This window comes from Lysinibacillus mangiferihumi (genome assembly GCF_003049665.1).
Classification (GTDB): domain Bacteria; phylum Bacillota; class Bacilli; order Bacillales_A; family Planococcaceae; genus Lysinibacillus; species Lysinibacillus mangiferihumi.
The window spans coordinates 1-16,110 of record NZ_PYWM01000031.1; the positions used below are offsets into that span (position 1 = coordinate 1).

A 16,110-nucleotide genomic window follows, 5' to 3' on the forward strand; every position below is an offset into this window, starting at 1 on the left:
AAGTGGCACTGTACCACAGGATAGTACCCAGTATGAAGAAAATAAAACAGTAACAGTTCAAGGAAATAGTGGACAGCTAGTAAGAACGGGCTATATATTTGCAGGTTGGAATACACAAGCAGATGGACAAGGCACGGCGTATAATGCAAATGAAACTTTCCAAATAGGTACAGCAGATGTGATTCTATATGCACAATGGACGAAACCTAATACGCCAACGTATACCGTAACCTATCATGCAAACGGCGCAACAAGTGGCACTGTACCACAGGATAGTACCCAGTATGAAGAAAATAAAACAGTAACAGTTCAAGGAAATAGTGGACAGCTAGTAAGAACGGGCTATATATTTGCAGGTTGGAATACACAAGCAGATGGAAAAGGAATATCCTATGCCGCAAATGCAATCTTCCAAATGGGGAAAGTTGATGTCATATTGTATGCTCAGTGGGCATCGAATCCATCTACACCAAGTGAAGGTAATGTCACGGGTCCATCCGCATCGGAAGGGACTATTCAAGCTAATCCATCAAGATTCATTCAAATATCCCTCGAGACAAATGGAGGGTTATCTTTAAAGGACATAGAGATTGCCTATAATACAACAGTCAGCGACTTACCTATACCGACAAGAGAAGGTTACCGTTTTGCTGGTTGGTATCAAGATAAGGAATTAACGAAACTGTGGGATAAAGGGATGCAGGTGAAAGAAAGTTTCACACTCTATGCGAAATGGACAGCCTTACCAGAGGAAGAAGCGATAGATTCACAGCCACCCAAAACACCTCAGCCATTGCCGCCAATCGTGACTTTCCTAGATATTGAAAACCATTGGGCACAGGAAATAATTGAGGCATTGGCAACGCAAGGGATAATTACAGGTTATAAGGATGGTACTTTCCGTCCAAATGAGACGATAAGCCGCCAACATGTAGCTGTTCTCTTGACACGTGCGTTTACATTTGAGCCAAGTCGTCCAACAATAGCTTTCACAGATGTAGCACCGCATCATCCGTATTATCATGAGATTACGATCTTACAGCAGGCGGGTATTATAGACGGGGTAGACGGGGCCTTTCATCCAACTGACCATCTTACACGTGCCCAATTGGCGAAAATATTAGCGAATACATTACAGCTCCAACCACAAACTACAAGTTCATTTACGGATGTAGATAGCAGTCATTGGAGTGCGGGGTATATAGGGGCACTGGAACGAGCAGGAATTGCATTGGGAGATAATGGTGAGTTCCGACCAGAAGCTTCTGTGACAAGAGCACAATTAGCAGCTTTTTTATATCGAGCGATGCAGCAATAGATCTTCTAGGACGTAAGCAAAAGAATAGCTTCATTCGGTTATAACGGAATAGAGTAAGATTTTTATAGATTAATATTACTTTCAAATAATATAAGGAAAAATAGATAGTGATATTATTTCTAAAGAACATTATAGAGCTAACACGAGAAGGGTTACTCTGAAAAGCTGACAAGGATGAATCATAAATAACTATTCATTGTCAGCTTTTCTTTAGGTTTTGCGAGCATCGATGAATAATTTAGATTATATATTTTTAAATAATAAAATTCAGGAGCTGATGAGGGTGAGTTTCAAAAAATTGAGATTTTTCGCACTTCTATATATAGCTATACACTTTTTCCTAATAACCTTATCTTCTGTAGAGGCTTCGGAGCTTGGAAAGTTTAAACCACTAACATTACAAACTTCTGGTCTTCGAATATCTGGGGGAATAGAAGTAGATAAGTATGGAAATATTTATGTTTTAGATTCGGGTAGTACTTGTGTAAGAAAATTTAAAGCGGATGGAACAAAGCTTATAAGTTTTTGTACTGGTGATCCAGGCAAACAACTAGGAGGAATTGCAGTAGATGCCTCTGGTAATATCTATGTATCAAGTAGAATAGAACATATCATTTACAAATTGAACTCAGGTGGCACATTGATAAAACAGTGGGGGAGCGAGGGCACTGGTAATGGACAATTTAAATATCCGCGAGGCATTGCGATAGATGATACGGGGAATGTCTATGTAGCGGACTCTGTAAACAATCGTATACAAAAATTTGCTGCAGATGGAACATATATAACTCAGTTTGGGCAAATGGGTTATCCTGCTGACATTGCACTTGATAAGGCAGGAAATATGTATATTACGAATACATTTCCCTATAGTGTTAAAAAGCTACGTTCGGATGGCACAGATTTATCTTATGGGTGGAAAAATAACTTTAATTTACCTGAAGGAATAGCAGTAGATCCTAATGGGAATATTTATGTTGCTGATAAGAATAATGGGAGAATACAAAAGTTTACATCAGATGGAGAGTATCTAGCTCAATGGGGTGCTGAAAGTTCATTAGATGGTAAATTTATATTTCCTAGCCAATTAGCAATAGATACAGCAGGGAATTTATACGTCATAGAGGGGGAAGCGTTAAATCAACGTGTACAAAAAATGACTCCTTTACCCTCCGATGCAAATTTAAGTAGTCTAAAGATAGGTACATTTACAATCCCACTTTCATCGAACAATCAAGTAACTGTAGGTAATGATGTTTCTATGTTAACTATCACAGCGACAGCTTTAGATCCCCTGGCCGCAATTAATATAGAAGGAAAACTATCATCTACTGGCACTTTGAGTTATCAGACCAATCTTGATGTTGGTAGTAATATAATTCCAATTGTTGTAACAGCTCAAGATGGTCGTACTAAAAAAACATACACACTTACTGTAGTAAGATTAACATCGACCGATGCTAGCTTAAAAGCCTTGACTATAAATCATGGTACATTAAGTCCAGCATTTTCGGCAAATCAAGAAATGTATACAGTACAGGTAGAACATGCTGTTTCATCAATTCAAATTACAGCTTCTCCAACAAACGATGGAGCGAAGGTAGCGGTGAATAATAAAACATCATCAGAAACAGTAGAGCTAGTTGTGGGAGAAACAACAATTCCAATAGTGGTGACAGCACAAGATGGCAAAACACAAAAAACATACACATTGACGGTTACAAGAGTATTGTCAGAGGATGCGACATTAAAGAATTTAACTGTAAGCGAAGGTACATTAAATCCTGCCTTCTCAGCAAACGAAGAAAACTACATGGTACAAGTAGGGAATGATGTTACAACACTAGATATTGCCGCTAGTACGACGGACAGCCAAGCAAGTATGACCATTAATGGTAATGTTACAACATCCGAAACAATAGCATTGGTGGCAGGACAACCAACAACAATTCCAATAGTGGTGACAGCACAAGATGGCAAAACACAAAAAACATATACATTGACGGTTACGAGAGCATTGTCAGAGGATGCGACATTACAGAAATTATCTGTAAGCGAGGGTATTCTAAGTCCTGTCTTTAAAGCCGACGAAGAAAATTATACATTACAAGTAGAACATAATGTGACAATGCTTGATGTGGAAGCCGTTACTACAAATAGCGAAGCAAGTGTGACCATTAATGGCAAACATACAGCATTGGATTCAATAGAACTGTTAGTAGGGCAAGCAAAAACGGTATCCATTGTCGTCACAGCCCCAGACGGTAAAACCCAAAAAACATATACTCTGACAGTAGCACGCGCACCATCTAGCGATGTGACATTGCAAACCTTAACAGTAGATCAAGGCATATTAAATCCAAGCTTCCAGCCAACTATAAATAGATATACAATTCAGCCAGATCTTGCTACTTCAACTATACAAGTGACTGCACTACCAACGAATGTTGATGCAAGTGTGATGATTAATGGGAAAACCACTACAACTGATACAATTACTATAATAGCCGGAGAGACAATGACTATTCCCATTATTGTTACAGCTCAAAACGGTGAACAGGGTGTCTATACATTGCTTGTACAAGAACCTTCTATCCCGGTTACAAGTGTAATAGTACAGCCAACAAATTTACAATTACAGTTAGGTGGTAGCCCAGTAGCATTGACTGCAACGATATTTCCAGCAAATGCAGGTAATCAGAATGTGAGTTGGAGAAGTAATAACCCAACTGTTGCTACTGTAGATCAAAATGGAATGGTCACACCAAAATCGGCAGGAGTAGCAGATATTATAGTAACAACAATAGACGGTAGTAGGACAGCAACAGCTCAAATCACGGTTGAGCAGGTTGTATATAGTAATGAACCAACACCGAGTTCAGCACCTATACAAGAGCCAGTAAACGACAATGATTATTCTCCATCAACACCTGTGAATATTATATTTCATACAAATGGAGGAACAGTCATAGAACCTATGGAGGTAATTTATAACACTAAACTAAGTAATTTACCTATACCGACAAGAGAAGGTTACCGTTTTGCTGGTTGGTATCAAGATAAGGAATTAACGAAACCGTGGGATAAAGGGATGCTGGTGAAAGAAAGTTTCACACTCTATGCGAAATGGACAGCCTTACCAGTGGAAGAAGCAGAAGCGCCAAAAGATTCACAGGCACCCAAAACACCACAGCCATTGCCGCCAATCGTGACTTTCCAAGATATTGAAAACCATTGGGCACAGGAAATAATTGAGGCATTGGCAACGCAAGGGATAATTACAGGTTATAAGGATGGTACTTTCCGTCCAAATGAGACGATAAGCCGCCAGCATGTAGCTGTTCTCTTGACACGTGCGTTTACATTTGAGGCGAGTCGTCCAACAATAGCTTTCACAGATGTAGCACCACATCATCCGTATTATCATGAGATTACGATCTTACAGCAGGCGGGTATTATAGACGGGGTAGACGGGGCCTTTCATCCAACTGATCAACTTACACGTGCCCAATTGGCGAAAATATTAGCGAATACATTACAGCTCCAACCACAAACTACAAGTTCATTTACGGATGTAGATAGCAGTCATTGGAGTGCGGAGTATATCGGGGCACTGGAACGAGCAGGAATTGCATTGGGAGATAATGGTGAGTTCCGACTAGAAGCTTCTGTGACAAGAGCACAATTAGCAGCTTTTTTATATCGAGCGATGCAGCAATAGATTTTTTAAGGGCGTGAAGCATTTCCAGTGCTTTACGCCCTTTGAGTATTTCTGTTTGTGGGAGGGGCTAGCGATAAGTTTAGCGTTTTAAAGTATGTAAAGAAGCAACTTATTGTCACTTTATATGACTTGCATGATGAAATTAGTGATGTTGCTTTTGTGAAGCAAAATCGAAAGTTTTTCTAATGCTCCTTTAATTTGGTAAATTTTTAGTTGACTATATACCCCTGTGGGTATATAGTGTATTGTGAAAGTGCTAATCAATTACATGTATTATTGTATTCTACATATTTTTGGGAGGGGATTTTGATGAAGAAGATTATTATTATTGGTGGAGTTGCTGGAGGCGCTTCTGCTGCGGCGAGAATTAGACGTTTAGACGAGCAAGCTGAAATTGTCATGTTTGAAAAAGGGCCACATGTATCGTTTTCAAATTGTTCTTTACCATTTTATTTAAGCGGTGTTGTGGAAGATAGTAAGCGTTTATTAATGATGACACCAGAGTCCTTTGAATCAAAATATAAAATTGATGCACGTGTAAATAGTGAAGTGATTGCCATTAATCGTCATGAAAAGTCAGTAACGATTAGAAGTACACAAACAGGAGAGCTATCAACAGAAGTATATGATGAGTTAATTTTATCACCAGGAGCTAGCCCGATTGTTCCAAATCTTCAAGGTACGGATTTACCACATGTGTTCACTGTGCGAAATGTAGTAGATATTGAACAATTACAACAAGCAATTGTTAAAAAAGATGCTCAAAATATCGCAGTTATTGGTGGCGGATTTATTGGTGTAGAGGTAGCTGAAAACCTCCGCTTAGCTGGACGCGGTGTTACTTTAGTGGAATTTGCCCCACAAATTTTAACACCATTTGATGAAGATATGGTTCAAATTTTACACAAAGAGTTATTAGATCATGGTGTGAACTTGATTGTAGGGGATGGCTTAGCAGAAATTACGACAGACTCCATTACATTAAATTCAGGAAAAACAATGGATGCTGACATTGTTGTTTTAGCGATTGGCGTTCGTCCAGAAACAACATTAGCAGTAGAGGCAGGACTAGAGATTGGTGCAACTGGTGCCATTAAAGTAAATCAAAATTTTCAAACGAATGACCCGAGCATTTATGCTATTGGAGATGCCATAGAAGTGTATCATCGCTTGATGAATAAAGCGACTCGTTTAGCATTAGCTGGGCCTGCACAAAAGCAAGCTCGTGCAGCTGCGGATCATATATATGGGATAACTTCGGCTAATAAAGGTGTTATAGGCTCATCGAGTATTCAAGTTTTTGATTATGCAGCAGCTGCAACAGGATTAAATGAGCGTACAGCAAAGCAAATGGGGTTACCAGTTGATGCCGTGTATATCATTGCGCCAGATAAAGTTGGACTGATGCCTACAAGTAATCCACTTCATTTTAAATTAATTTATGAAGTACCAACCGGACGAATTGTTGGCGCACAGGCGATTGGTAAGGGGAATGCAGATAAACGAATCGATGTCATTGCGACATTAATGACAATGAATGGGACAATTGAGGATTTAAAGGAGCTAGAGCTTTCATATTCACCAATGTTTTCAACCGCGAAAGATGTGGTCAATTTAGCGGCTCTTGTCGCAACAAATATTATGGCAGGTCGTTTTAAGCAAGTGCGTGTCAGTGAAGTACGCCAATTAGTCGAGTCAGGCGCAGTCATAATTGATGTACGCGAGCCTAATGAATTTGCAAATGGTGCAATCAAGGGTGCAAAAAATATTCCATTAAGTCAATTACGTGAGCGTATGCATGAAATTCCAAAGGACGTACCTGTCTATGTCCATTGTCGTTCTGCACAACGTAGTTACAATGCGGTAATGGTGCTAGAGCATAATGGTTATAATCAAGTTTACAATATCTCGGGCTCATTTTTAGGAATTAGCTTGTATGAGTATTTTAAAGATCAACAACTAAACCGTGAGCCAATTGTTACACAATATAATTTTAAATAGCAGATTGTACAAGTAAGACATAGGGCTTTGCGAAACATTGGACGACACTTTGATTGTGCAGCTGGATAAAAAAGAACTACTTACTATCGGGACTGACCCCTGTATATAAGACAGCAATCAAAAAATCATCACCCAACCAGTTGTCGGCATTGAACCGGCGGCTGGTTGTTTCGTTTGGATTCGGTTATAGTTTAATAACTTATATAGTCTTTGACGGTTTGTTCTACGATGGCTGTCGTAGTATTTCGCAAATTGTCTAAGTAGAACGTTTCAGACTTTAATACAGAATGAAACGATTCGATTGGGGCATTATCAGCGGGCGTTCCTTTACGGGATATGCTCATGGTAATGCCTTTTGCTTTGTGGTTGCTTAAAAATTACGATTGAATATATTCGCTGCGGTAGCGTAAGGTTGTCCTGTTCATTACCATTTTTTCATTTTCAGCGACATTGCAAACCATATTTTGGAATGATACGCTGAATGACTTTATGATTGACCCGCATTTCTTAACGTAAGAGAGCTGTGATTTTTCGGTAGCCATAGCGAAATTTATGGGCACAATAAAGTTCTCCAATACGTCTCTCTGTTGCTTGACGCGAATTTGCAACTGTAGAATGCCTGTTTCCAACGATAGTAGGTAGATCGTGCAATCCCTAAGTGTATACAAATGTCCTTTATACACAACCACTGATTGTTCTACAAGTAGCTGTATATTTTACAAGAAAATAGTGCATTAAAATAGAAACGGTAGCCAGAGGAGAACTTTCTTGGCAACCGTTTTATTCTATATTACTTACAATTGCATTGAGCGGAAATCCAGCTTGCAATTTAGAGGTATGAAAAAGCAAAGTATTTTTATATTGACAAGTTAATTTATGCATAATATCATTTAGACATAACAACAATGATAATGATTATCATTATCATTGTTGTTTAGGTATATCGAACACGCAGAATAATAAAGGGGTATTTTTTAATATCCCTTTTTATTCACAAGGTGTTGATAATTACTAATTACAAGGGGGTTTTACTATCAAAAAGTTATTTTTAGTGTCCATGTTGGTAGCCTTGTTTGGAATTTTAATTACACCAACTAACGATGTATCTGCTGCACTTGTAGATGGGAAATACACAATCAACTATCAAGTGAATAAACCGAATTCTTCATCTGCTTCCATCGCAAATGATTATTTTTTGAAGCCTGGTACACTTATTGTGAAAAATGGCTCTCAGGTATTACAGCTGAAGATGAAAAAAAGTTCGTGGATAACGAAATTTGAATCTAGTACAGGCGGTAATAAAGTAATTAGCGAAAATAAGGCAGAGGATACACGTATCGTTGAATTTGCACTTCCTTCCTATACAACGCCGACGCCTATTACGATGAAGGTCGATATTGATGACTTAAATTATCATCATGAATACACAGTAGATTTTGTATGGGATGCATCTTCATTGAAAAACGAAGATGGTAGTGCGGTGGCAAGTGCTGTGGTACAAAATAGTAACAACAAGGATACAACAAATAATAGTGGTGTCATAAATACTTCGTCATCTCAAGAAAGGGTGACAAATCCTCAAACAAATGATATTTTTCCATTTAGCATACTATTGTTGTTCTGTTTAAGTGGAATTCTATTATTTAATTTAAGGAAACGATCGAAGGAAGAAAAAATCATTTGATGTATTGCAAAGCACCCTACTCTACTCATTTTAAGTAGGGTAGGGTGCTTTTTAAAAGGAGTGAGTGGACATGGCGAAGATAAAAAATACGAAAGCATTTCATCGAATGCTATATATAGTAGGGCTTTTTAGTATGATAATCATTCTTTCAGCATGTAGTACTTCAACTACGGAAAAGAAAAATCAAGCCGAAGAAGTGAATAATGAAAGCAATACAGTCGTTCAAGAAGAAAATCAAAATCGAATTATTCCAATGACAGTTGCAGTCACACATATATTAGATGCTCTGAATCTTGAGGCAATTGCGGTTCCTACAACTATGTATGATTTGCCAGAACGATACGAGGGTTTACCGGAAATCGGTAATCCGATGTCGCCGGATATGGAAATTGTAAAATCTCTGAATCCAACAGAGGTATTTTCTGTAACAACATTGGAAGCAGATTTAAAAAATACATTTGAGGAAGTCGGTATTAATGCTTCATATGTCAATTTACAAAGTATTGATAATATGAAAGCGGCTATTTTAGAAATTGGTGAAAAATATGACCGTACTGCAGAAGCAACTAAGCTAGTGTCGGAGCTTGAAGGAAAGATTTCAGCCCTTCGAATGAAAGTAGAATTAAACGAATCACCTAAAGTTTTAATTTTGCTAGGAATACCAGGGAGCTATTTGGTAGCAACAGAAAATTCTTATATTGGGGACTTAGTGCGAATGGCTGGGGGTCAAAATGTCATGAGTGGTCAAGAGCCCGAGTTTTTACCATCCAATACGGAATTTTTACAACAAAGCAATCCAGATATTATTTTACGTCTGGCACATGGGATACCCGACCAAGTAGTGGAAATGTTTAATGAGGAATTTGCAACGAATGATATTTGGAAGCATTTTGACGCTGTGAAAAATGGCAGAGTGTATGATTTAGAAGAGCCTGTATTTGGAACAACTGCAACGCTTGCAGTGCCTCAAGCACTAGAAGAACTTATTGACATTATGTATCCATAATGGGAAATGTAGAGTGCTCAGATGAATAAAAAAATTAGTAGTTTTATAGTTGTAAGTATTTTACTTTTAGGTGTGATTATCTATTCGGCGATTACAGGCTCTATTAAAATGAATATGCTGGATTTTATTAGAGCTTTTTTGGGTGAAGAAAATCCAGATTACACAGTTATTAAAGATTTACGCTTCCCAAGAATCATCGTCGCATTATTTGCAGGTGCGGCATTATCAGTTGCAGGCGTATTATTACAGGCGGTTATGCGTAATCCATTAGCGGATGCCGGTGTAATTGGCATTTCAGCAGGCGCATCATTTGTCCAATTATTAGTCATTACATTATTTCCAATGCTGTTTTTCTTTACGCCATTATTGGCTTTTTTGGGAGGAGCATTTGCTTGTTTTTTAGTATTTACGTTGTCATGGAAGTCGGGCTTAAATCCTTTGAAAATTATTTTAGTAGGTATTGCAATTAATGCGATGTTTACTGGTCTAACCGAAGCATTTGTTACACTATGTAGCTATATGAATATTATGGTCGGTGGTGTAGGGGGCTCTAATTTGTCCATGCGTACTTGGAGTAATGTAAGTCTAATAACATTTTACGGTGCAATCGGTTTAATTATTTCTTTCCTCTTAGCTTCGTGGTGCAATTTATTGACTTTGCAAGACAAAACGGCAAAAAGCTTAGGTTTTAATGTAACACGTGCACGACTAATTATTGCAGCAACAGCCGTATTACTAGCAGCGATTTCAACTGCTACAGCAGGCGTAATTGCATTTGTTGGGTTATTGATACCGCATATTTCAAGAAGATTAGTAGGCTCAGACCATAAATGGTTAATTCCATTTTCAGCACTAGCGGGTGCCTTGCTGATTTTGACAGCCGATACGCTAGGTAGAATTTTAGTTGCGCCATTAGAAATTCCAGCATCAACAATAATGGCGATTATCGGTGGGCCTTTCTTAATCTTCTTAATTCGCAAAGATAAGTAAATAGAGGTGAGTTAACAACATTTTTTAGTTTCTCACAACGTATTTTAACTTTCTTGACAATAATAATGGGAGGGATATAATTAAAGATGAATGAGAATCATTATCAATTATAGGGAGTTAGTTACTTAAAAACATCCATGTCATAAATAGATGTTTTCTTTCGATTGCAATTGAGAATGATTGTCATTTAAAGTTTAAGGATAGTATTAGTGAAAGCTTTTAATAGTAAAAGGGGGTAGTAACAGCTATTTGGAGATTCTGAATTTCTTGTCATTTAAACGAATTAAATTTTCAGGAGGTCAGAGTAATGAAGAAATTTTTACAATATGTAGCAATGGTAGTGCTGATGCTAGGTGCCATATTACCGAGCTTTGGCATGGAAGTACAGGCAAAGGAGAGTACCGATGCTAGCTGTACAATTGACTATTCAGCGAGTCTTAATGTTCGGGATGAAACTCAAACAAAAGATTCAGTAATGAATGGCTATATTTTAAAGGAAGTTACGATTCAACAACAAAAAGATGATCCATATAGGGTTGCAATTACGGTGCCGAAAAACTTTGTAGAATGGTATAAAGGTTTTAAAGTGAAGTCAGGTGGCGCATTAAAAGATGCAATTGAAACAACGAAAGACAAGGCGGGCAATGAAATATACACATTCGTCATTGATCGATACGATGAAACAATAGAGGCGTGGGTTCATGTTCACGTTCCGGCTTTCAACTACAATAATAAAAAGTATACTGTTTACCTAGAATTCTCGAATGTTACAGAGACTAAGCGTGTTTGTGAAGAAGCACCAAAGAAACCAGAAGTACAGGCAAAGGAGAGTACCGATGCTAGCTGTACAATTGACTATTCAGCGAGTCTTAATGTTCGGGATGAAACTCAAACAAAAGATTCAGTAATGAATGGCTATATTTTAAAGGAAGTTACGATTCAACAACAAAAAGATGATCCATATAGGGTTGCAATTACGGTGCCGAAAAACTTTGTAGAATGGTATAAAGGTTTTAAAGTGAAGTCAGGTGGCGCATTAAAAGATGCAATTGAAACAACGAAAGACAAGGCGGGCAATGAAATATACACATTCGTCATTGATCGATACGATGAAACAATAGAGGCGTGGGTTCATGTTCACGTTCCGGCTTTCAATTACAATAATAAAAAGTATACTGTTTACCTAGAATTCTCGAATGTTACAGAGACTAAACGCGTTTGTGAAGAAGCCCCAAAGAAACCAGAAACACAAGAACAAAATAAAGATGAAGAGAAGACAGGAAAAGTTCCATCCACTGGTGGTACAGCAGTAGAAGACAAGGGTGGAATGGCTAATCAAGAAAAAGGGAATTCAAAAGGAAATACCAACGGCAATGAATCAGGTTCTGGGCAGAACAATAATCAATCAAATACCGCTGGCAATAACAATTCTAACACTGAAAAAGCTGAACAATCAACTAATAGCGGCACAATGGTTGACGGAACAATAGCAAACTTTAAACAAGAAGGATTAGTTCAATTTGTGTTTTCGCAAAATGCACAAGAAATAACGACATTTCTACATTCAGCTAATACAGTATTTGAAAATAGCAAATATAAAATTACCCTTTCGTTAAATACACAAAATAAATTACAAGAATTTACGGTAAAACAAAATGGAAAAGAACTTGCGAAATGGTCTAACAAAATGGCGTCACTAGCACCTGTAGCAATGCAAAAAACAGCATCTCTATCATTTGATGCTGAAACGCTAGATTACCTTGTTTTTGAAGCGGTAACGACTGAAAAAACAATTTCGGCAAATGTAATTGCAACAACGAAAGATGGAACACCTGTATCGAAAACTACTGATATTTCATTATTGCCGATTACTGGTGGAGGTACGAGTGGTGGTCCAACGCAATCAACAAGTGGGCTGTATACAGTGGACTATACGTTTATTAGGGGGGAAGGTTCTGGTACTTCAATGATGGACCAGTATGTAATTAAACCGGCGTATGTCGTGAGAGATGGTTCTTCCTACCAAGTTCAATTAACTTTAAAAAATAGTTCATGGATTACTGGGTTTACAGTAAACGGTGTAACACCAACTACGATTAGCGACGTCAATGATGAGCGAGTCGTTCAATTTTCAATACCAAGTTTAGCTGAGCGTCATAATGCATGGGTAAAAGTAGATATTGACGATATCAACTATCATCATGACTATAATATTTTTTTACAATTTAATGAAGCTTCATTGTCTAAAATAAGTGATAGTACAACATTCCCGATTACAGATGGCCCTATTAATAGCGGCAAAACACCGAATAAAGAAGTACCGAATAAGGGAACGAAGAATGAAGGAACTAAAGGGGAATTTATGCAAGAGGGAGCAGTACGTTTTGAATTTGCGCAGAATGCAAAAGAGATCGCTGCATTCCTTCAAAAAGCAAAGACAGTATTTGAAGATAACAAATATAAAGTTACGCTTTCATTAAATGCTGGGAAAAATTTACGGCAATTTATTGTGAAACAAAATGATAAAGAAATTGCCAAATGGTCTAACACAGTTGCAACTTTAGCATCTGTTGCACAGGTAAAAACAGCAGCACTTTCGTTTGAAGTTGAAACACTAGATAATCTTGTTTTTGAAGCAGTAACGACTGATAAGACCATTTCTACAAATGTAACAGCTACTACGACTACACCTACACCGACAACAAATGAAAAGATTACTCGTCAGCCAATTACGTATAAAATGGAAGCTGATCCAAATGGTAAAATACCTGATTTTATTACAAACTATTTAGCACCATACTTTACGAAGGCAGAATTAGTTACAATTGACGGTAAACGTTATATTGAAATGACACTAATCGGTAAGGCGTATGGCTTTGAAACCATTGCTTATATTGATGCAGATGGTAAGAAACAAAATATTGAGATAATTAGTTCTAAAGGTGAAAAATTAGATCAAGTACGCGTTATACGTCTACCATTCGTTCAAGATAGCAATGGCGTTACAAAAATATTTGTTGATTCAGGCAGCTTAGGTTATGGGGCATATACATTATTCTTTACGTTTAATGTACCAGCTGTAGACGAAGAAACAAAAATCGAAGAAGAAGATAAAAATAACGCTAATAACGTTGTTAAAAATCCTTTTACAGATATCGAAACTGTCTTTAGTAAGGATGAAATATTAGCTTTATACGCTGCTGGTATTACAACTGGAACAACAGCTACAACATTTAGTCCAAATCGAAATATAACGCGTGCTCAATTAGCAGTGATGATGGCCCGAGCGCTTAAACTTCACTCAAATAAAGAAACTGCCTTTACAGATGTTAAAGGTAAGTGGTATCAAAAAGAAGTACAAGCACTTGCAGAGGTCGGCATTGTGAAAGGTGTTAATGCAACAACATTTAATCCAAATGCAAGCATTACCCGTCAGCAAGCGGCGGTAATGATCATGCGTATGCTTGAATACAAAGGCTATAAAGCAACAGTTGCTGCAAATGCTTTATCATTTAAGGATGCTAATGAAGTATTTGACTATGCAAAGCAAGCCGTATCAGAATTACAAGCACAGGACATTATGACAGGATCGAAAGGCTACTTATACCCACAAAGCAATTTAACACGTGCTCAAATGGCGGAGATTTTGAAACGATCATTACAATTAGTAAATTTAATTTAATTTAATTCATTCAAAAATAAAGTAAGTTGCTAATACTATCCCTTAAACGCTGATTAAAAGTGGATGAGGTGATAGCTCGAGTCATTCCGACAAACCTGTTGCCTCATCCAAAAGTGAAAAAAATGCAATTCAAGTTAAATTCGAATTGCATTTTTTTACACTTTTTAATGATTCGTTGGAACATCTTCAAAAGTTTATTTTACTAAAGAAGCAGCAATTTCGGAAATAACAACTCGGTTACTTATGATTGGAGATGACTCGCTGTTTTCTTTGTTACCAATCCTTTCACGGCGGTGTAATTTTATAAAGTCATCAGATTCGCGCCATGCTTCAAATTGCTCGATTGTATCCCAAAACATCATTACATTCATTTCATCGTGATCTTCTGGTTCTGAGCATATGTTCACTTCAACTTTATGAAATCCTTCCCAGTTCAATAAAGTTTTATCAGTTGTAAATAGTGGTGCCATTTTATGAGCAAAACCTTTTTTTACTAAAAAACGGTTAGTAACTGTAATCATATTTATTGACTCCTTTATGTTATTTTTAATTGATATCGATTCTCATTATCAATTAAAACATGCATTAATTGGATATGCAATTAAAAATTAAAAAAAAACCATAAAAACGTTTGTTGACAATTATTATTATTTAAAATAGAATCATTAACAATCACATGAGAATGATTATCAATTACGTTTAAAAATAAAAGAAAGGATGATAGTAAAATGAAAAAGTTTACATTTTTATTAATTTGTGCGTTAGCTTTATCATTAGCAGCATGTGGTGAGAAAAGCAAAACAGAGGATGTTAATGCTTCAGCAGACAAAGTAGAAACTGAGCAACAAGTACAATCGTCAGGAGCGATAACATTAATTGATGACTTAGGAAATAAGCATGAGTTTGAAGCAACGCCTAATTCGGTTGCAACGTTACATAGCGGAGTAATGGATATTTTGTTAGCGTTAGGAGCAAATGTTACGGGTCGACCAACGATTTCTTATGATATAGGAGCAGATGTAGCAGCTATACAAGAAATAGGCAACCCGCATGAACCGTCGTTTGAGCAAATTGCTGCATTGAATGCGGAGGTGCTTATTGTACCACCAAGCTTTCAGCAGTTTGCTACAACGGTAGAAGCAACAGGTACGAAAGTTGTCTACTCAACGATGAATTCGGTTGATGATATAAAAAATACGATTGAAAAGTATGGAATGTTATTTAATAACACAGCAGCAGCAGAAAAATTAGTTGCTCAAATTGATGAGAAAATTGCAGAAAGCGCTGCACAATCAAAGTTAGATGCTCTTATCGTTTATGGAGCACCAGGTACATATTTAGCCGCGCTTGATAATTCGTTATATGGTGACATTTTAAATAAAGCGGGTGGAAAAAATATCGCAGCTGATTTGCCAGCGACAGATAAATATCCTAGTTACGCGAATTTAAGTGTTGAGAAAATCGTGGAGCGTAATCCAAAAGTAATCATGCTGATTACACACGCGAATCCTGCTTCAGTAAAAGAAGGTTTTGAAAAACAATTAAAAGAAAATGCAGCGTGGAAAAATTTAGATGCAGTAAAGAATAATCAAATCATCATTTTACCATCAGAAGTATTTGACAACCCTGGCACAGAAGTCGTAGAAGCCATTGATTATATGCGTGGTGTTTTAAAGACAGCTGAAGAAGCGGTTAAATAATCTTTTAT

At 37.3% G+C, this 16,110-nt stretch carries 10 protein-coding genes and 1 pseudogene; 8 read left to right on the forward strand and 3 right to left on the reverse strand.

The window, feature by feature from the left end:
* The 3 genes from C9J37_RS22030 to C9J37_RS22040 form a co-directional block, all read left to right on the forward strand.
* On the forward strand, positions 1-1,318 hold a 1,318-nt coding region (locus tag C9J37_RS22030; protein WP_107897090.1), incomplete at its 5' end, for an InlB B-repeat-containing protein.
* A gap of 283 nt (positions 1,319-1,601) precedes the next feature.
* Positions 1,602-5,039 carry a cadherin-like beta sandwich domain-containing protein gene (locus tag C9J37_RS22035; RefSeq protein WP_167397393.1) on the forward strand — a complete coding sequence of 1,146 codons (3,438 nt, stop codon included), beginning with the start codon at positions 1,602-1,604 and terminating at the stop codon, positions 5,037-5,039.
* Between the two features lie 306 nt (positions 5,040-5,345).
* The gene (locus tag C9J37_RS22040) at positions 5,346-7,040 is read left to right on the forward strand and encodes an FAD-dependent oxidoreductase (protein ID WP_107897092.1); all 1,695 of its coding nucleotides are present in this window, start codon (positions 5,346-5,348) and stop codon (positions 7,038-7,040) included.
* 200 nt (positions 7,041-7,240) lie between these two features.
* On the opposite strand, the pseudogene C9J37_RS28485 reads toward C9J37_RS22040, so the two are convergent.
* Together C9J37_RS28485 and C9J37_RS29760 are read right to left on the reverse strand one after the other, a co-directional pair.
* A pseudogene (locus tag C9J37_RS28485) lies at positions 7,241-7,396 on the reverse strand (IS3 family transposase); the annotation flags it as partial.
* Positions 7,397-7,590: 194 nt separating this feature from the next.
* Positions 7,591-7,725, reverse strand: a complete 135-nt coding sequence (locus C9J37_RS29760) for a helix-turn-helix domain-containing protein (RefSeq protein ID WP_107897093.1) — start codon at positions 7,723-7,725, stop codon at positions 7,591-7,593.
* A gap of 372 nt (positions 7,726-8,097) precedes the next feature.
* Here C9J37_RS29760 and isdC point away from each other — a divergent pair, with 372 nt between their 5' ends.
* The 4 genes from isdC (at position 8,098) to C9J37_RS22065 (ending at position 14,402) form a co-directional block, all read left to right on the forward strand.
* Positions 8,098-8,724, forward strand: a complete 627-nt coding sequence (gene isdC, locus C9J37_RS22050) for a heme uptake protein IsdC (RefSeq protein WP_107897094.1) — start codon at positions 8,098-8,100, stop codon at positions 8,722-8,724.
* Positions 8,725-8,830: 106 nt separating this feature from the next.
* Positions 8,831-9,730: a heme ABC transporter substrate-binding protein IsdE gene (gene isdE, locus C9J37_RS22055; RefSeq protein ID WP_107897130.1), complete on the forward strand. Its 900-nt coding sequence runs from the start codon at positions 8,831-8,833 to the stop codon at positions 9,728-9,730.
* A 21-nt stretch (positions 9,731-9,751) separates the two neighbouring features.
* On the forward strand, positions 9,752-10,720 hold the full coding sequence (locus C9J37_RS22060; protein WP_107897095.1) for a FecCD family ABC transporter permease: 969 nt from the start codon (positions 9,752-9,754) through the stop codon (positions 10,718-10,720).
* Between the two features lie 307 nt (positions 10,721-11,027).
* Positions 11,028-14,402, forward strand: coding sequence for an NEAT domain-containing protein (locus tag C9J37_RS22065; protein ID WP_107897096.1), 3,375 nt, complete (start codon positions 11,028-11,030; stop codon positions 14,400-14,402).
* Between the two features lie 194 nt (positions 14,403-14,596).
* On the opposite strand, the gene C9J37_RS22070 is transcribed toward C9J37_RS22065, so the two are convergent.
* Complete coding sequence (locus C9J37_RS22070; RefSeq protein WP_107897097.1) at positions 14,597-14,923, reverse strand: antibiotic biosynthesis monooxygenase; 327 nt, start codon at positions 14,921-14,923, stop codon at positions 14,597-14,599.
* A gap of 207 nt (positions 14,924-15,130) precedes the next feature.
* Between C9J37_RS22070 and C9J37_RS22075 the strand changes: the two genes are divergently transcribed.
* The gene (locus C9J37_RS22075; RefSeq protein WP_107897098.1) at positions 15,131-16,102 is read left to right on the forward strand and encodes an ABC transporter substrate-binding protein; all 972 of its coding nucleotides are present in this window, start codon (positions 15,131-15,133) and stop codon (positions 16,100-16,102) included.
* Positions 16,103-16,110 lie beyond the last annotated feature (8 nt).